Annotated in this window: 17 protein-coding genes; 12 read left to right on the forward strand and 5 right to left on the reverse strand. The window is 65.4% G+C overall.

Annotated features, from left to right (window positions below):
- Positions 1-115 precede the first annotated feature (115 nt).
- The 5 genes from AB4Z42_RS18125 to AB4Z42_RS18145 are packed head-to-tail and all read left to right on the forward strand — an operon-like array spanning position 116 to position 3,252.
- Positions 116-1,279, forward strand: coding sequence for a steroid 3-ketoacyl-CoA thiolase (locus AB4Z42_RS18125; protein ID WP_442010601.1), 1,164 nt, complete (start codon positions 116-118; stop codon positions 1,277-1,279).
- Complete coding sequence (locus AB4Z42_RS18130) at positions 1,279-1,668, forward strand: hypothetical protein (protein ID WP_442010602.1); 390 nt, start codon at positions 1,279-1,281, stop codon at positions 1,666-1,668. The genes AB4Z42_RS18125 and AB4Z42_RS18130 overlap by 1 nt, the downstream gene beginning before the upstream one ends.
- Before the next feature lie 10 nt (positions 1,669-1,678).
- Positions 1,679-2,134 (forward strand): nitroreductase family deazaflavin-dependent oxidoreductase, encoded by a 456-nt coding sequence (locus AB4Z42_RS18135; protein WP_442010603.1) that lies wholly within the window; start codon positions 1,679-1,681, stop codon positions 2,132-2,134.
- The gene (locus AB4Z42_RS18140; protein ID WP_442010604.1) at positions 2,131-2,799 is read left to right on the forward strand and encodes a mycothiol-dependent nitroreductase Rv2466c family protein; all 669 of its coding nucleotides are present in this window, start codon (positions 2,131-2,133) and stop codon (positions 2,797-2,799) included. The genes AB4Z42_RS18135 and AB4Z42_RS18140 overlap by 4 nt, the downstream gene beginning before the upstream one ends.
- A gap of 9 nt (positions 2,800-2,808) precedes the next feature.
- Entirely contained in the window at positions 2,809-3,252 is a 444-nt protein-coding gene (locus tag AB4Z42_RS18145) for a nitroreductase family deazaflavin-dependent oxidoreductase (protein ID WP_442010605.1), read from the forward strand.
- Positions 3,253-3,256: 4 nt separating this feature from the next.
- Here AB4Z42_RS18145 and AB4Z42_RS18150 read toward each other — a convergent pair whose 3' ends face one another.
- Genes AB4Z42_RS18150 through AB4Z42_RS18160 form a run of 3 tightly spaced genes read right to left on the reverse strand, consistent with a single transcriptional unit; the run spans position 3,257 to position 5,975 of the window.
- A complete protein-coding gene (locus AB4Z42_RS18150) occupies positions 3,257-4,267 on the reverse strand; it encodes a TAXI family TRAP transporter solute-binding subunit (RefSeq protein ID WP_442010606.1) in 1,011 nt (336 codons plus the stop codon).
- An 11-nt stretch (positions 4,268-4,278) separates the two neighbouring features.
- Positions 4,279-5,184, reverse strand: coding sequence for an SDR family oxidoreductase (locus AB4Z42_RS18155; protein ID WP_442010607.1), 906 nt, complete (start codon positions 5,182-5,184; stop codon positions 4,279-4,281).
- A 17-nt stretch (positions 5,185-5,201) separates the two neighbouring features.
- On the reverse strand, positions 5,202-5,975 hold the full coding sequence (locus tag AB4Z42_RS18160) for an SDR family oxidoreductase (RefSeq protein WP_442010608.1): 774 nt from the start codon (positions 5,973-5,975) through the stop codon (positions 5,202-5,204).
- 64 nt (positions 5,976-6,039) lie between these two features.
- Between AB4Z42_RS18160 and echA20 the strand changes: the two genes are divergently transcribed.
- From echA20 to ipdC, 4 genes are read left to right on the forward strand one after another with little or no spacing between them, the layout of a single operon-like run.
- Positions 6,040-6,798 carry a (7aS)-7a-methyl-1,5-dioxo-2,3,5,6,7,7a-hexahydro-1H-indene-carboxyl-CoA hydrolase gene (gene echA20 / locus AB4Z42_RS18165; RefSeq protein ID WP_442010609.1) on the forward strand — a complete coding sequence of 253 codons (759 nt, stop codon included), beginning with the start codon at positions 6,040-6,042 and terminating at the stop codon, positions 6,796-6,798.
- A 37-nt stretch (positions 6,799-6,835) separates the two neighbouring features.
- Complete coding sequence (ipdA, locus tag AB4Z42_RS18170) at positions 6,836-7,735, forward strand: cholesterol ring-cleaving hydrolase subunit IpdA (RefSeq protein WP_442010610.1); 900 nt, start codon at positions 6,836-6,838, stop codon at positions 7,733-7,735.
- A complete protein-coding gene (gene ipdB / locus AB4Z42_RS18175; protein WP_442010611.1) occupies positions 7,735-8,478 on the forward strand; it encodes a cholesterol ring-cleaving hydrolase subunit IpdB in 744 nt (247 codons plus the stop codon). The genes ipdA and ipdB overlap by 1 nt, the downstream gene beginning before the upstream one ends.
- The gene (gene ipdC, locus AB4Z42_RS18180) at positions 8,475-9,536 is read left to right on the forward strand and encodes a (3aS,4S,5R,7aS)-5-hydroxy-7a-methyl-1-oxo-octahydro-1H-indene-4-carboxyl-CoA dehydrogenase (RefSeq protein WP_442010612.1); all 1,062 of its coding nucleotides are present in this window, start codon (positions 8,475-8,477) and stop codon (positions 9,534-9,536) included. Before ipdB ends, ipdC begins: the two co-directional genes overlap by 4 nt.
- Here the strand turns inward: ipdC and AB4Z42_RS18185 are convergent.
- Both AB4Z42_RS18185 and AB4Z42_RS18190 read right to left on the reverse strand, forming a co-directional pair.
- Positions 9,499-10,200 carry a response regulator gene (locus tag AB4Z42_RS18185; protein ID WP_442010613.1) on the reverse strand — a complete coding sequence of 234 codons (702 nt, stop codon included), beginning with the start codon at positions 10,198-10,200 and terminating at the stop codon, positions 9,499-9,501. The genes ipdC and AB4Z42_RS18185 overlap by 38 nt on opposite strands.
- Complete coding sequence (locus AB4Z42_RS18190) at positions 10,182-11,870, reverse strand: ATP-binding protein (protein WP_442010614.1); 1,689 nt, start codon at positions 11,868-11,870, stop codon at positions 10,182-10,184. The genes AB4Z42_RS18185 and AB4Z42_RS18190 overlap by 19 nt, the downstream gene beginning before the upstream one ends.
- A gap of 160 nt (positions 11,871-12,030) precedes the next feature.
- Between AB4Z42_RS18190 and AB4Z42_RS18195 the strand changes: the two genes are divergently transcribed.
- From AB4Z42_RS18195 to AB4Z42_RS18205, 3 genes are read left to right on the forward strand one after another with little or no spacing between them, the layout of a single operon-like run.
- Entirely contained in the window at positions 12,031-13,473 is a 1,443-nt protein-coding gene (locus AB4Z42_RS18195; protein WP_442010615.1) for a condensation domain-containing protein, read from the forward strand.
- A 14-nt stretch (positions 13,474-13,487) separates the two neighbouring features.
- Positions 13,488-14,849 carry a hypothetical protein gene (locus AB4Z42_RS18200; RefSeq protein ID WP_442010616.1) on the forward strand — a complete coding sequence of 454 codons (1,362 nt, stop codon included), beginning with the start codon at positions 13,488-13,490 and terminating at the stop codon, positions 14,847-14,849.
- Between the two features lie 10 nt (positions 14,850-14,859).
- The gene (locus AB4Z42_RS18205; RefSeq protein WP_442010617.1) at positions 14,860-17,730 is read left to right on the forward strand and encodes an MMPL/RND family transporter; all 2,871 of its coding nucleotides are present in this window, start codon (positions 14,860-14,862) and stop codon (positions 17,728-17,730) included.
- The last annotated feature ends 3 nt before the right edge of the window (positions 17,731-17,733 follow it).

Raw genomic sequence — 17,733 nt, forward strand, 5'->3', positions numbered from 1 at the left:
TGAAACGTTAATTGCAACGTGTTCTAGTCTCAGTAAAACATGCCTTCTTCGCAGATAAAAGGCAGGTCATCATCCTCGCTTGTCAGAGTAATGAAACGTGTTCTAGCCTGACGGAATGGGTAACCCTGTCATCGTCGAAGCCACCCGGAGCCCCATCGGTAAGCGCATGGGATGGCTTTCCGGCCTCCATGCGACCGAACTGCTGGGGCTGACGCAGAAGGCACTAGTGGAGAAGGCCGGCATCGATGCCGGCGATGTCGAGCAGGTCATCGGCGGCTGCGTCACGCAGTTCGGCGAGCAGTCCAACAACATCACCCGAGTCAGCTGGCTCGTCGCCGGACTGCCCGAGCAGGTTGGTGCCATGACGGTCGACTGCCAGTGCGGTAGCGGGCAGCAGGCGAACGGGTTGGTCGCCGGGCTGATCGCCGCGGGCGCGATCGACATCGGCATCGCCTGCGGTATCGAGGCGATGAGCCGCGTCGGACTCGGCGCCAACGCCGGCCCCGATCGCGGGATTCTGCGGCCGGCCTCATGGGACATCGACCTGCCAGACCAGTTCACTGCCGCCGAGCGCATCGCGCAGCGCCGCGGCATCACCCGCGAGGACATCGACCAGTTCGGCTTCGACTCCCAGCGCAAGGCGGCTCAGGCGTGGGCCGAGGGCCGCTTCGACCGCGAGATCAGTGGTATCGAGGCGCCGGTGCTCGACGAGAACAAGCAGCCGACCAGTGACCGGCACGTCGTCACCCGCGATCAGGGTCTGCGCGATACGACCCTCGAGGGCCTTGCCAGCCTGAAGCCCGTGATCGACGGCGGCATTCACACCGCCGGCACGTCGTCGCAGATCTCTGACGGCGCGGCCGCTGTCCTGTGGATGGACGAGGACAAGGCCAAGGCACTCGGCCTAAAGCCGCGGGCGCGGATCGTCAGCCAGGCACTCGTCGGCTCCGAGACGTACTACCACCTCGACGGTCCCGTGCAGTCGACGGCGAAGGTGCTCGAGAAGGCCGGGATGAAGATGGGCGACATCGACATCACCGAGATCAACGAGGCGTTCGCGTCCGTCGTGCTGTCGTGGGCGCGGGTCCATAACCCGGACATGGACAAGGTGAACGTCAACGGAGGTGCGATCGCGCTCGGGCACCCGGTCGGAAGCACCGGCAGCCGCCTGATCACCACCGCGCTGCACGAGCTGGAGCGCACGGATCAGAGCACCGCGCTCATCACGATGTGCGCCGGCGGCGCGCTGTCCACCGGAACGATCATCGAGCGGATCTGATGACCGCGTCCCCGGCCGTCACGGATGCCGACCGCATCGCGGCCGCGCAGGCCTACATCGACGCGCTGGTCTCCCACGACGCCGACAAGGTGCCGTTCGCCCCTGGGTGCACGCGCATCGAGGTGGGGCTCAAGACCGGGTTCTCCGGAGATCACCTGCGCCGCAGCCTGAATCGCGGTATGCAGTACCGGGTCATCCAGGCCACGACGGTGCCCGAGTTCACCGTCGTCGACGGCAACACCATCCGGGCGAAGTTCGACCTCGTGACGAAGCCGTCGCTGCTGGGACGCAAGGTCGGCGCCCACATCGATGAGACCTTCCAGATCGCCGGTGACGGCCTGATCCACCACATTCGAGCAGGGATCCGCCCCTTCGTCACCGCGTCCTAGGATTCAGGCCATGGCCAATTCCCGCCCCCGCTTCATGGATACGAAGGCGTCGGACATCCTCATCAAGTGGATGTCGAAGATCAACACCTTCATGTACCGCCGCAGCGGCGGTGAAGGCTTCGGCAGCGATTTCCAGGGGATCCCGGTGGCGCTGCTGACCACCACCGGCCGCAAGAGCGGTGAGCCGCGGATCAGCCCGCTGTATTTTCACCGCGACGGCGACACCGTGGTCGTGGCCGCGTCCAAGGGCGGCAGCGACAAGCACCCGATGTGGTACCTGAACCTCAAGGCCGATCCGAAGGTGCAGGTTCAGATCAAGAAGGAGATCCTCGATCTCACCGCGCGCGACGCCACCGAGGAGGAGCGCGCGAAGTACTGGCCGAGGCTCGTCGAGATGTATCCGACGTACGAGGACTACAAGTCCTGGACCGACCGGGTGATCCCGCTCGTGATCTGCGAACCGTGACAAGCACTTACGATCTGCACTTCTATTTCGACCCGGTCTGCCCATTCGCGTGGATCACCAGCAAGTGGGTGCGCATGGTGGCGGCTCAGCGCGATTACCGCGTGGACTGGCGGTTCATCTCGCTGCGAATCCTCAACGCCCACATCGACTACGCGACACACTTTCCGTCGTACTACGAGGAGGGCCACACCGCCGGCCTGAAGCTGCTGCGCGTTGCCGCCAAGGTGCGCGCCGAGCATGGGCGAGATGCGGTGGGACCGCTCTACGAGGCGATCGGCACCCGACTGTTCGACACGGTGCGAGAGCAGCGGCTGCAGGCGGCCGACCAGGCCGCTCGCGAGCTGGTCGAGCCCGCGCTAGTCGACGCCGGACTTCCCGCCGACATGGCCGATGCACTCGACGACGCATCGCTGGACGACGAGATCCGCGGCGAGACCGAGGAGGCACTCGCACTGACCGGGCGTGACGTCGGCACGCCGATCCTGCATTTCAGGCCGCCGACGGGAACAGCGTTCTTCGGTCCGGTCATCAGCAGGTTGCCGTCCCCCGACGACGCGGTCGACCTGTGGGACCACGTCATCGGGTTGGCCGAATTCGGCGGCTTCGCCGAGATCAAGCGGAGCCTGCGGGAGCGACCACGTTTGGCTGCCTTCGGCGACGGCTAGACACGCCGTATGGCAGGCGCCATCCGCAATTCACGGACGCTTCGGCTGGCGATGAAGTACTTCGCCCGCGCACACATCTGGACCTACCAACACACCAACGGTCGCATCGGCGCCAAACTGCTCTGGTTTCCGGCGGCGCTGATCACGACCACGGGACGCAGAAGCGGCCGTCCGCGCACCACGCCGACCCTGTACCTGGATGACGGCGACCGGGTGATTCTGCCCGCGTCGTTCGGTGGGCGTGACACCGATCCCGCGTGGTATCTGAACCTCGAGTCGAATCCCAAGGTGCACGTGCAGATTCGCTCCCGCCATCTCGATCTGACCGCCCGCGACGCGACCGAGGACGAACGTAAACGCTACTGGCCCAGGCTGATCAAGATGTACCCACCGTATCGCGGGTACCAGCAGGCGGCAGACCGGGTGATACCGATGGTGGTCTGCGAACCCTGACGGATCAGCGCGCGCCGAGGTCGTCCAGCGCGTGCTTGGCGCCGGGATGCAGTGGGACGGGCAAGGTCTCGCGCGCCGTGTCCAGTGAGATGTCTTCGGCCGCCTTGTTGACCTCGGCCAGCTCCTGCTTGTGCTCGAAGAGCGCCTTGGTCAAAACACACGCGATGTTGCCGTCCATGTCGTTCCTGACGAGAAGCAGATTGGGCACCACGACGGTCGGCACGTCGGCGGGTGTCTGGTACGTACTCGCCGGGATGACACCGTCCTCGTAGATCGGGTTGATGTTCTGAAGCTTCGGCAGAGTTGCAGTCACATCGATGAACTTGACGTTGTCGCGTTGGCTGACGAACAGGTCGGTGATCCCGCCGGTCGGCAGGCCTCCTGACCAGAACATGGCGTCGAGCGAGCCGTCCTTCATACCCTCGACCGTCTTGCCGAGCTCAATGCGCTGTGACTGGACGTCGGTGCTCGGGTCGAGTCCGGCTGCCTCCAGCATGCGGTTGGCGATGACCTCTGTGCCGGAGTTCGGCGATCCGATGGACACCCGCTTTCCGCGCATGTCGCGGATCGCGTTGATGCCCGCGTTGTTGCGGACGATCACCTGGGTGTAATTGGGATACAGGCGGGTGAGCGCCGCGATGGGCTGGTCCCCGTCGAAGGCCGCCATCCCGTTGACCGCGTCGGCCGCGGTGTCGGCGAGTGAGAACGCCACCTGATTGGTGCCGGCCACCAGCTGCTGGATGTTCTGCAACGAGGCCGTGGTCTCTGCAGCGGTGGCCTTGAGTGTGCCGCCGGTCTGTTGCTCGATGGCCTCCGCGTAGGCGCCGCCGAGTGCGTAGTAGACGCCGGTCGTGTTGCCCGTCGCGATGCTCAGCGTGGCATCGGCCGTCACTTCACATGATGTCGGTTCTTCGGTGGCCGTCGCTGCATTGTCGCCGTCACGCTGACCGCCACAACCGGCCACCACCAACAGGATTGCGCCGCAGGCGGCGCCCACTGCGTACGGTCTCACCATGGCGCGGGTGCTCAGGCCCCGTAGACCGGCACAGGTACGCGAGCCTTGGACAGCAGGTCGCTGACGACGGGCCCCAGCTCCGCTGGATCCCACCGCGCGCCCTTGTCGACCTGCGGGCCGTGCGCCCACCCTTCGGCGACGCGGATGATTCCACCCTCGACCTCGAACATGGCGCCGGTGACATCCTTCGACTCGACGCTGCCGAGCCAAACCACCAGCGGCGAAATGTTTTCCGGCGCCATCGCGTCGAAGTCCCTGCCCTGGGTCGACATCATCTCGGCGAACACCGTCTCGGTCATGCGGGTCCTGGCCGACGGTGCGATGGCGTTGACGGTGACGCCGTAGCGGCCCATCTCCGCTGAGGCCACCAGCGTCATCGCGGCGATGCCCGCTTTGGCTGCGCTGTAATTAGCCTGTCCCACACTGCCTTGCAGCCCGGCTCCTGAGCTGGTGTTGATGATCCGGGCGTCGACGGTGTTGCCTGCCTTGGACTGGGAGCGCCAGTAGGAGGCCGCGTGGCGCATGGTCGCGAAGTGACCCTTGAGGTGGACGGCGATGACGGCGTCGAACTCCTCCTCGCTGGTGTTGGCGAACATCCGGTCGCGGACGATACCTGCGTTGTTGACGAGCACATCGAGTCCGCCGAATGAGTCGACCGCTGTCTGCACGAGGCCTTCGGCTTGCGCCCAATCGGCGACGTTGGCCCCGCTGGTCACGGCTTCGCCTCCGGCAGCGGTGATCTCGTCGACCACACCCTGTGCCGCGCTGCCGCCACCCGCGGGCGAGCCGTCCAGCCCGACACCGATGTCATTGACCACCACTCGCGCACCCTCGGCGGCGAAGGCAAGCGCATGTGCGCGTCCAATGCCGCCGCCAGCACCCGTCACGATGACCACACGGCCGTCGAGCAGTCCCATATTCTTTCTCTCCCTTGTTACTTGATGTCAGCAGTGGTAGTTGCCAGGTAGTGCGGAGGCTCGCCGCCGCCGTGCACCTCTAGTGAGGCGCCGCTGATGTATGACGCGACATCGGAGGCCAGGAACGCCGCTGCCCAGCCGACGTCGTCCGGCTTCGCGAGACGACCCAGTGGGACGTTGCGCGATATGGCGGCGATGGAATCGGCGTCGCCGTAGAACAACTCGGACTGCTCGGTCTCCACCATCCCGACGACCACCGAGTTCACCCTCACCTTCGGCGCCCACTCGACGGCCAGCGTGCTGGTGATGCTCTCCATGCCCGCCTTGGCCGCACCGTAGGGGGCGGTGCCCGGTGTCGGCCTGCGTCCACTGACGCTGGCGATGTTGATGATCGAGCCGCCCCGGGGCTGTGTCTGCATCGCCGCGTTGGCGTGGATCGACACCGAAAGTGGTCCGAGGAGATTGAGCTCGACGATCTTCGTGTTGAACTTCGCCGACGATTCGGCGGCCAGCACGTAGGGCGATCCGCCCGCATTGTTGACGACGACGTCCAGGCGGCCGTGGCGCGCGATGACCGCCTCGATCAGCGCGGCCACCGACTCGTCGTCGCGCACGTCGCAGCTGTGGAATTCGTAGGGCGATCCCTCCACCGGCCTGCGCGCACACGTCACCACGGTCGCGCCTTGGGCGGCGAACACAGAGCTGATGCCGGCGCCCACGCCGCGTACCCCTCCGGTCACCAGAACGACCCTGTCTTGGAGTCCGAGGACTATCTCTGGGCGGTCGGTCACTGTGCTAGCGTACCAAGCAAGTGCTTGCTTAGGTAGAGACCCCCAGAGTAACCGAGGTATCCCCATGACGATCACCACTACGACGGTCGAGCCGGGCATCGTCTCGGTCACCGTCGATTATCCGAAGGTCAACGCGATTCCGTCGCGCGGCTGGTTCGAGCTCGGCGACGCGATCACCGCGGCCGGACGTGACCACAGCACCCACGTCGTGATTCTGCGGGCCGAGGGCCGCGGCTTCAACGCGGGTGTCGACATCAAGGAGATGCAGAACACCGAGGGCTTCACCGCGCTCATCGACGCCAACCGCGGATGCTTCCACGCCTTCCGCGCGGTGTACGAGTGCGAGGTGCCCGTGGTCGCGGCGGTCAACGGTTTCTGCGTCGGTGGCGGCATCGGACTCGTCGGCAACTCCGACGTCATCGTCGCCTCCGACGACGCGACTTTCGGTCTGCCCGAGGTCGAGCGCGGCGCACTGGGCGCGGCGACGCACCTGTCGAGACTCGTGCCCCAGCACATGATGCGGCGACTCTTCTTCACCGCGGCCACCGTTGACGCGGCGACCCTGCACCACTTCGGATCGGTGCACGAAGTGGTGCCGCGCGCCGAGCTGGACGAGGCGGCACTGCGGGTGGCGCGCGACATCGCCGCCAAGGACACCCGGGTGATCCGGGCGGCCAAGGAAGCGCTCAACCTGATCGACACCCAGCCACCGAATGCCCGTTATCGCATGGAACAGGGCTTCACATTCGAGCTGAACCTGTCCGGCGTCTCCGACGAGCACCGCGACGCGTTCGCAGGGACGAAGAAGGGCGCCGACAAATAATGGTTCGGCGGGCACGAGCGAAGCGAGCAGGGAAATAATGTCAGACAAGAGAACGACTTTGGACGAGGCCGTCTCGTCCATCGAGAGCGGTATGACCATCGGCCTCGGCGGCTGGGGATCACGGCGCAAGCCGATGGCGTTCGTCCGGGCCCTGCTGCGCACCGATGTGAAGGACCTGACGGTCGTCACCTACGGCGGACCCGATCTGGGGCTGCTGTGCTCGGCGGGCAAGGTCAAGCGTGTCTACTACGGCTTCGTGTCCCTGGACTCCCCGCCGTTCTATGACCCGTGGTTCGCCAAGGCACGCACGAGCGGCGCCATAGAGGCTCGCGAGATGGACGAGGGCATGGTGCGCTGCGGACTGCAGGCCGCCGCGCAGCGTCTGCCGTTCCTACCCATCCGTGCCGGGCTGGGCAGCGACGTCCGCGCCTTCTGGGGCGATGAGCTCAAGACCGTGACGTCGCCCTACCCCACAGGGTCCGGCTACGAGGAACTCATCGCGATGCCCGCGCTGAACCTCGACGCGGCGTTCGTCCATCTGAATCTCGGTGACGCCCAGGGCAATGCGGCATATACCGGTATCGATCCGTACTTCGACGATCTGTTCCTGATGGCCGCTCAGAAGCGGTTCCTGTCGGTCGAGCGGGTGGTGCCGACGGAGGAGTTGATCAAGTCGGTGCCGCCGCAGGCGCTGCTGATCAACCGGATGATGGTCGACTCAGTCGTCGAGGCCCCCAACGGTGCCCACTTCACCATGGCGGAGCCGGACTACCGCCGCGACGAGAAGTTCCAGCGGCACTACGCCGAGGCAGCGGCGTCCGACGAGTCGTGGCAGGAGTTCGTCACGACCTATCTGTCGGGCAGCGAGGCGGATTACCAAGCGGCCGTAGGGAAATTCGCAGAAGAGGCCAAGGCGGCCAAGGAGGCGTCGAAGTGATGTCAGTGACCCGTGCCGAGGTGTGCGCTGTCGCATGCGCCGAACTCTTCCGCGATGCGGGCGAGATCATGGTCAGCCCGATGGCGAACATGGTCTCCGTCGGAGCCCGTCTCGCGCGTCTGACCTTCTCCCCCGACATCCTGCTGACCGACGGCGAGGCGCGGCTGCTGGCCGACACTCCCGCGCTCGGCGCGTCGGGCGCGATCGAGGGCTGGATGCCCTTCGGCCGCGTCTTCGAGACGCTGGCCTGGGGTAGGCGCCATGTCGTCATGGGCGCCAATCAGGTTGATCGGTACGGAAATCAGAACCTGTCGGCCTTCGGTCCGCTTCAGCATCCGACCCGCCAGATGTTCGGGGTGCGCGGTGCACCGGGGAACACCATCAACCACGCGACGAGCTACTGGGTCGGCAGCCATTCCAAGCGAGTGTTCGGCGATTCCGTCGATGTGGTGTCCGGAATCGGCTGGGACAAGGTCGACGCCGACAACCCCGCATACCGGTTCGTCAACGTGTTCCGGGTGGTGTCCAACCTCGGCGTGTTCGACTTCAACGGACCCGACCATCAGATGCGCGCGGTGTCGCTACATCCCGGCGTCGAGGCCGAACAGGTCGCCGAAAACACCTCCTTCGAGGTGCACGGTCTGGAATCCGCCGATACGTCGCGGCTTCCCACCGAGGAAGAGCAGAGACTTATCCGCGAGGTGATCGATCCGAAATCTCTGCGGGACAGGGAAATACGGTGAGTAGGCTCCGTACGCCGCTGACCGAACTGGTCGGCATCGAGCATCCGGTGGTGCAGACCGGGATGGGCTGGGTCGCGGGCGCACGCCTGGTCGCGGCCACCTCGAACGCTGGCGGTCTGGGCATCCTCGCATCGGCGACCATGACGCTCGACGAACTCGCGACGGCGGTCACGAAGGTGAAAGCTGCGACCGACAAGCCGTTCGGCATCAACATCCGTGCCGACGCCGGTGACGCGAACGAGCGCATCGACCTGCTGATCCGCGAAGGCGTCAGGGTCGCGTCATTCGCACTGGCGCCCAAACCCGACTTGATCGCGAAACTCAAAGATGCCGGCGTGGTGGTGATTCCGTCGGTCGGCCTGGCCAAACATGCCAAGAAGGTCGCCGGGTGGGGTGCGGATGCGGTGATCGTCCAGGGCGGTGAGGGCGGCGGGCACACCGGCCCGATCGCGACCACACTCCTGCTGCCATCCGTCATCGATGCGGTCGACATCCCCGTTGTGGCGGCCGGTGGGTTCTTCGACGGTCGCGGCCTGGCGGCGGCGTTGTCCTACGGCGCGGCGGGTGTCGCGATGGGCACCCGATTCCTGCTGACGTCGGATTCGACGGTGCCCGATGCGGTCAAGCGGCGGTACCTCGAGTCCGGACTGGACGGCACCGTCGTGTCGACGCGCGTCGACGGGATGCCACATCGCGTGCTGCGCACCGGACTCGTCGAGAAACTGGAGAGCGGTTCGCGATTGCGGGGCTTTTCGGCGGCGATCCGCAATGCCCAGAAGTTCAAGAAGATGTCGGGTATGAGCTGGCGTTCGATGATCAGCGACGGTTTGGAGATGCGGCACGGCAAGGAGCTGACGTGGTCGCAGGTCGTGATGGCCGCCAACACCCCGATGCTGCTGAAGGCCGGACTGGTGGAGGGCAACACGGCCGCAGGCGTACTGGCCTCAGGCCAGGTCGCAGGCATCCTCGACGATCTGCCGTCCTGTGCGGAGTTGGTCGAGTCCATCGTGAGCGAGGCGGTCAACCACCTGCAGGCGGCCGCCGCACTGATCGAATAGCTTCGGAGGCGACCGCCACGAATTCCTGTTCGGGACGGCCCGTGGTGCCGTAGCGCAGTCTCGTCTTTACCTCGCCCGCGGCCGCCAGCGTGGCCAGGTACCGCTGCGCCGTTGCCCTGGACACGCCGATGGCGGTGGAAACCTCCGCTGAGGACATCGGCCCGTCGGCGGCACGCAATGCCTTCAGGACAAGCTGTTTGGTGGGCGACGTGGCGGTGACCGACGGTTGTTGTGCGGCGACTCTCGGGCGCAGCGCGTCGAGCGCCGCATCCACATCCTGTGCGCTCAGGTTCGATCCGGACAGAATCGAGCGGTAGCGCGCGTAACCGGCCAGCCTGGCCGCCAGATCGGCGGGGACGAACGGTTTGACCAGGTAGCTCAGCGCACCGGCGGCCATGGCCGCTCTGATCGTCTCGGCTTCGGTAGCCGCGCTGAGAATGAAACTGTCGCACTGCAATTCACGAACGAAGTCGACACCGGACCCGTCGGGCAGGTAGACGTCAACCAGGGCGAGGTCCACGGGATCGGCCTCGCGTGCTGATGCCAGATTGTTCACAGTGGCGGCCACCGTGAAGCCGGGAAGGGCGTCGACGATACCGGCGTGCATGTTGGCTACACGGAAGTCGTCGTCGACCACCAGCACTGTCAGTTCTGCGTCACCCATTGGGCTTCCTCCTCGACCATCACACCCGGCAGCCGGGCGATGAACTCTGCTCCACGTAACTCCGCATCGGGATCACCCGTACTGGACAGTCGCACGTCTCCTCCGAGAGCACGGCTGATCTGAAGGGACAGCGCCATCCCGATCCCGCGGCCGCCGGGTATCCCCGATTGGGGCTTCGTCGACCTACCCTCGGTGAACACATGCTCGACGAAGTCGGCCGCGACGCCGTCGCCGCTGTCCGCGACGGTGATGTGCAGCGTCGAACCCTCCTGCAGCAGTTCGACTTCCACCATCTTCGCCTCATCGGCTCCCGTACGTGCCGCGTCGATCGCATTGTCGATCAGATTGCCGAGCACCGTGGTGACGTCGACTGGCAGCGCGAGCCTGCCGGACACCCACGTGTTCTCGCCGATTCGCAGGGTCACGCCGGCCTCTCGTGCGGTCGCGGCCTTTGCGGCAAGGAACGCCTGCAGAAATGCGTCGCGGACGGCATCCATGCCGGGCAAGGCCGATCCCAGCGGGCCCGATCCCAGCAGCTCCAGCAGATACTGTTCGGCCTCCTCGATATGACCGATCTGCAACAACCCGTTGAGCAGATGCAGTCGGTTGGCGAATTCGTGACGTTGCGCGCGCAGCGCCGTGCTCATCAATTGCACCGCATCGAGTTGGCGGGTAAGTGATTCCACGTCGGTGCGATCGCGCACCACGAGCACGGTTCCGAGGTCGTGTCCGTCACGCGACACGGTTCGCGCGGACACGACAACGATGCGGTCTCCGACGGTGGCGATGGTCGGCTTCGGGCTGGCCGACTTCAAAACGTCGAGGACCCTGGGCGTCAGCCCGATCTCATCCACCGGACGGCCACGCCCGCCGGTGATCTCGAGCAGGCGGCGCGCCTCGGTGTTGACGAAGGCCGTGTTCCATGCGGTGTCGACGGCCACCACACCCTCGCCGATACCGTGCAGGATTGCCGCCTGACCGCGGACCATCTCGGCCAGCTCGGAGGGCTTGAGCCCCAATGTCAGTGTGCGCCAGCGTCTGGCCAGTAGATAGGAGCCGACGATCCCGATCAACAGGGCCACGCCGACGAGCACCGCCGCCGCCCGGACGTCCTTCCACAGCTGCCTGTGCACGGCCGATGTCGAGACGCCTACGCTGACCTCTCCGATCACCTCTTGCGAATTCGGCCGCAGAATAGGCACTTTGGCGCGCTCCGACGGTCCGAGGGTGCCGGACTCGGCCATCACCGACTCGTGTCCCGCCAGCGCCTCGTCGGGATCGGTGCTCACCGGCTTACCGAGTTCGTCGATGTCCGGGTGCGTGAGCCTGATGCCCTTGTCGTTGGTGATGACCACGAACAACACATGCGTGCGCTTCTGCACCTCCGACGCGATGAGCTGCAACTGACCGTTGGCCAGTTCCTGGGTGAGGGCTGGGCCCTGGGGCAGCTTGGTGTCGTCGTAGTGCGCGACGTCCGCCCGGACGGCAGGTGCGTCCGCCAACACCCGGGCGATATCGAGCGCGCGCGTACCGACTTCGGCATGGATCCGTTGATGGCTGAGGAACGCCAGCAACCCGCCGGCAAGACCGACCGTGAGGACGATAACGGCGGCTTGCAGCAGCAGCACCTGGGTGGCGAGCCGCGCGTCGAAGCTGGGCCTGAAGGCCATGCATCGAGCCTACGGCCGGTGCGTGAGCAGAATGCGCAAAAGCGGCAAATCGCTCACTTCGCGACTAGTGCGCACAAGCGAGCCATTGGCTCTGGCGCTCCGTAACTTCAAATGCAACGGATGACGGAAAACGTCATCGAGCACAAAAGGAGTTTTCGAAATGGTCGCACTGGGACCCATCAATTCATGGCAGCCGGCACAGGGTCCGGTCACCACGTGGACCGCTTCGGACGCGTCGCGGGAGATCATGGCGAACGCGGACCGCGATCCCCTGCCCCCGAGCTTCCAGCAGGCCTCCCATCTGCGTGCCGCGTTCTACAGCCGAGCGCTTGGACGCCAACTACCCCGCTTGATGGTGGTGTCCTGGGACATTCCGGGGACGTGCGACATCGTCGCGATGACCACCGCGATCAACACGCACGTTCGCCGCCACGACACCTATCACAGCGCATTCGGATTCGAGAACGGCAATATCTTCCGCCGCACAATCACCGATCCGGCACAAATCGAATTCGTGCCCTTTTCCTACGGCGAAATGGCTGCCGACGATATTCGTGAGCACGCCCTGACGTCGACGCCGGACACGCTCGATTGGGACTGCTTCACGTTCGGCATCATCCAGAAGCCCGACCATTTCACGTTCTACGCCAGTGCCGACCATCTGCACATCGACGGGATGTCGGCGGGCATCATCTTCCTCGATATGCACCTGGCGTATCAGGATCTGGTCGCCGGCCGGCCTGTGACGCAGGCGGACGTCGGCGGGTACCGCGCCCACACGGTTCGGCAGGGCGAGGAGATCGCTGCCATGGACCTGTCCTCCCCGGAGATCCGGGACTGGATCACCTTCGCCCAGGACACCGATGGTGACTGGCCGAGCTTTCCGCTGGAGCTGGGCGACACCTGGTCGAACAACAAGGGTGACTTCATCACCGTCGAGCTTCTGAACGGCGAGGAGACCGAGGCCTTCGATGCCGCGTGCCGCGCCGTCGGCGCGCGCTTCTCGGGCGGCGTCATGGCGTGCGCGGCCCTGGCCGAACACCAGCTCACCGGCACAACCACCTATCACGGCTTCACTCCATCCGATACCCGTGTCGCGGGTACCGAGACCCTGAGCGTCGGCTGGTTCGCCGGCGTGTTCGGAGTCACCGTGCCGATCGGCGACGGGTGCTTCGGGGATGCCGCCCGCGCCGCGCAGAAATCGTTCGACTCCAACAAGAGACTGGCGAGTGTTCCTCTGGAGCGGGTGCTGGAGGTCGCGCCGGTGAACCAGCTGGGAATCAAACTGCCGAGCAAGGCCTCGATGATGGTGTCCTTCATGGACTTCCGCAAGATTCCCGTCGCGGCCCTGTGGGAAGAGACCAACTTCGGTACCTACGGCGACAGCCTGTCCCACGGCGGTGTCAACATGTGGGTCAACCGGCACGCTGGTCGCACCACGGTCACCGTCTCCTTTCCCGACAACTCCGTCGCTCGGGATTCGGTTCACCGCTACATCGCGGCGTTGACCGAGGCGTTCACCGACGTCGCGAAGACAGCCTTCGAGGACTGGATCGAAGAGGTTGCCCGCCACGCCAATTCAACCGCCGCTCACCTGAACTGAAGGGATCCGAGGACATGGACACCATGCTCGATCTGAACGACCAGCTCGTCTTTCTCGGCGAACGCGCGACGGGGGCGACGAACCTGCTCCAGTGTGTGTGGACGTACGACCGTGCCGTCGACATGGATGGGCTGCGACGCTTCCACCGTCATCTGTTGGCGGGCCGGTTGTCCCGGCACGTCGAACGCTCACCGCTGCCGTTCGGTCGCCATCGGTGGGTGTCGCCCGACGACGCACCCGCCATCGAGATCGCTTTTGCTCGGCCCCGCGGAGAATTCGGTGCGTGGCTGCGTGAGCAGACCGAGATCCCGCTGGACTACGAGCACGGGCCCGCATGGCATCTCGCGGTGCTGCCGTTCACCGACGGAGGGACCGGGCTGAGCCTGATCGTCTCCCACGGCCTGGCCGACGGAGTCGGGCTCACCACAGCGCTGGCGGATGCGGCCGCCGGCCGTGACGACCCGATCAGCTGGCCGCCCGCCGGGTCTCGGCGCCGGTGGCGCGCGCTCCGTCAGGACGCCCGCCAGACTGCCCGCGACACACGCTCGGTGGGCCGGGCGATCGTGGCCGGGGCGCGGATGGTCCGGTGCGCCCGGCGGGATGCCGCTGCCTCAACGCCCGCGGCAGTGACGCGGCCGATCTCGGGCCTGAACGAACCGATCGACATCCCGGCCGCGACCGTCTTCATCGACGCGAACGAGTGGGATGCCCGCGCGAAGTCGCTCGGCGGCACCGCCAATTCCCTACTGGCGGGATTCGCCGCGAAGTTCGCACAACGGGCCGGCCGCGTCACGGCCGGTGAAGGTCTGGCCACCTTGGCGATGCCGATCAACGACCGCATCGACGGTGACACCAGGGCCAACGCGGTGGGCAACGCCGACGTGACGGTCGATCCGACGAAGGTGACCGCCGACCTCCGCGAGGTCCGCGCCGCCGTCAAAGGCGCCCTCATCCGGGTCCAGGACGCCCCCGACGAACGGTTCGCCCTGCTGCCGCTCGTCCCCTTCCTGCCGAAGTGGCTCGTCAGGAAGATGATCGGCGTGGCCGCGGGGTGCACGACGACCGTCTGCTCGTCCAATCTCGGTGACGTCGCCGCCGCCGCCAATCGGCCGGATGGCACGGACGCCGACCACTTCTCCATGCGGTCGCTGTATCCCCGCGCGACTCGCGCGATGATGCATCGCGCAGGCGGGGTGCTCGGCATGCTGTCGGGGCGCGTCAACGGCGAGGTCTTCGTGTCGGTGCTCGCCTGCGATCCGGCTCGCCCCGGCTCGAATCAGCAATTACAGGAGGCGATTTTCAGCACTCTGGCAGATTTCTCGCTCACTGCGACGATGCAGTGGGATTCTCAGGTCGACGAGATCATCGCGAAGTAGAGGTACTCACGTGGTGCAGAAGTTCTGTCGAGTCGTGGTCCGGGCGCCCTGGCTCGTCATCTCGGCCTGGGTGGCCCTGGTCGTGGTGTTGGCGATCGCGTTCCCGCCTCTGACGAAGATCGTCGAGAACCAGACGATGCAACCGCTGCCGCCACAGGCGATGGCGGCCACTCAGCAGATGGCGACGGACTTCGGGGACACCGCCCAGAACATCCTCGTCGTCGTCATGAGCGACGATCACGGTCTCACGCCCGCCGACGACGCGACATACCGAACGCTGGCCGACAAACTGCGCGGCGACGGTCAGGATGTCGCGACGGTGGAGGACTTCGTCAGTACTCCGCCGTTGCGAGCGCTGATGGTCAGCAACGACAACAAGGCCTTCTACCTGGCGGTGACGCTCAAGGCGCCCGCAGGCTCGCCGGAATCGTCGGATGCCTACAAACGGGTCAGCCAGATCATCGAGCAGGTCACCGCCGGCTCAGACCTCACCACCCACGTGACGGGTCAGGCGGCGGTGGTCGGCGACATGTCGATCGTCAGCTCCCGCGATATGCAACTGATCGGTATCGCCACGGCGGTGATGGTCATGGTCATCCTGCTGGTGATATACCGGCGGCCGGTCACCGCCCTCTTGCCACTGATCACCATCGCCGTCTCGGTAGCAGCCGCACAAGGTGTGGTGTCCGCTCTTACTACGTTGGGGCTCAACGTCACTGCGACGACCGTCGTGTTGATGACGGCGATGATCGTCGGTGCGGGCACCGACTACGCGGTGTTCCTCATCAGTCGCTACCACGAATACCTCCGTTCGGGTGTCGACTCGGACGAGGCGGTGGGCAAGGCGCTGGAATCCATCGGCAAGGTGATCGCGGCATCCGCAGCCACGGTGGCAGTCACGTTCCTCGGCATGATCTTCACCCAGCTGCCCGCGTTCACCAGTGTCGGCCCCGGGCTTGCGGTTTCGATCGCGGTGGCGTTCTTCGCAGCGGTCACACTGCTGCCCGCCATTCTCGTGCTTGCGGGCCGCCGCGGATGGGTCAGCCCTCGCGCCCCGCTGACGAGTCGACTGTGGCAGCGCTCGGCGGTCCAGCTTGTCCGGCGGCCCAAGTCCCATCTGTTCGTCAGCCTGGGTGTTCTACTCGCGCTCGGTTCCTGCGCGCTGATGATGCATCCGACCTTCAACGATCGCATGCAGCTGCCCGCCTCGGCGGAGAGCAACCAGGGGTACTCCGAGATGGCCCAGCACTTCTCGACAAGTGCGCTGCTGCCGGAATACATCTACATCCGATCCCCGCACGATTTGCGCAACCCGCAGTCCCTTGCCGATATGGAGCAGTTGGCGCAGCGCGTCGCGCAGCTGCCGAATGTCACGGCGGTGCGTGGTATCACCCGCCCGACAGGGCAGCCACTCGATCAGACCAAAGTCAGTTATCAAGCGGGGCAGGTCGGCTCGAAGCTGGCGGACGCCTCCTCACAGATCAACAGCAAGACAAGCGATCTCAATGCACTCAGCGGCGGCGCCCAGAAACTGGCCGACAGCCTGTCAGACGTTCGCGATCAGATTCATACGACCGCGAGCTCGATGACCGCGATGACGGGCACACTCACCAAAGTGCAGCAACAACTGTCCAGCCCGCAAACCGCACAGGTGCTCGCCACCATCCGGTCGTATGCGAACGACCAGGCCGCGGTTGATGGCGTGGCCGACAACGCCAAGGCGATGCTCGACGCGCTGAACAACAGCCCACAGTGTGACGCGGACCCCGCCTGCAGCAACGGCCGCGCCACGCTGGCCCAACTCGCCTCCGCCGGTCCCGGCGCCTCCGCCCAGGACGTGCTGGCCAAAGTGGAACAGCTGAGCAATCTGCTGCAGTCGGCTGGCACCGACCTACAGTCCCAAGGCGTCGGCAATCCCGCTGCCGCCCAGCAGAAGATCGCGCAGATGGAGCAGGGCGCGAATGCACTGGCCGAGAGCAGTCAGCAGCTCGCGACCGGCGTGAAGACACTGGTCGATCAAACCAAGCGGATGGGCGCGGGCATGAACCAAGCCGCCGACCTACTGAACTCGATCAAGCAGGACGCGTCCCAACCGTCAATGGCGGGCATGTACGTACCGTCGAGCATCCTGACGACGCAGGACTTCAAAAATGCTGCGAAGCTCTACATCTCACCCGGCGGGCATTCGGCCCGCTATCTCGTCGAGTCCAAGTTCGACCCATTCAGCACCGAGGCGATGGATCAGGTGCAGCCGATCCTCGACACGGCCATCGCGGCACAGCCGAACACCACGCTGGCAGGTGCGACGATCTCGATGGTCGGAACGACTCCGATGTACGCCACCATTCGCAGCTATTACGACCACGATGTCCGCCTGATCGTCGTCATGACCCTTGCCGTGGTGTTCCTCATCCTGGTGGCCTTGCTGCGAGCTCTTGTCGCACCGCTGTATCTCATTGCCTCGGTGGTGATCTCGTATCTGTCGGCGTTGGGCCTTGGTGTCCTCTTCTTCCAATTCATCCTCGGCCAGCACATCTACTGGAACGTCCCGGCGACCGCCTTCATCGTTCTCGTCGCCGTCGGCGCGGACTACAACCTGTTGCTGATCAGCCGCATCCGCGAGGAATCGCATTACGGCATCCGCTCGGGCATCATTCGCGCCATCCGTTCGACGGGCGGTGTGATCACCTCGGCCGGAATCATCTTCGCCGGCTCGATGTTCGGCCTGCTGTTCGGCAGCCTGTCCACGATGGTCCAGACCGGTTTCATCATCGGCATGGGACTACTGATCGACACGTTCGTCGTTCGCACCATCACGGTGCCTGCCATGGCCTCGCTCGTCGGACGTGCGAACTGGTGGCCATCCAGAGCAGCACGCTGAGCA

This window comes from Mycobacterium sp. 2YAF39, from assembly GCF_052114565.1.
Classification (GTDB): domain Bacteria; phylum Actinomycetota; class Actinomycetes; order Mycobacteriales; family Mycobacteriaceae; genus Mycobacterium.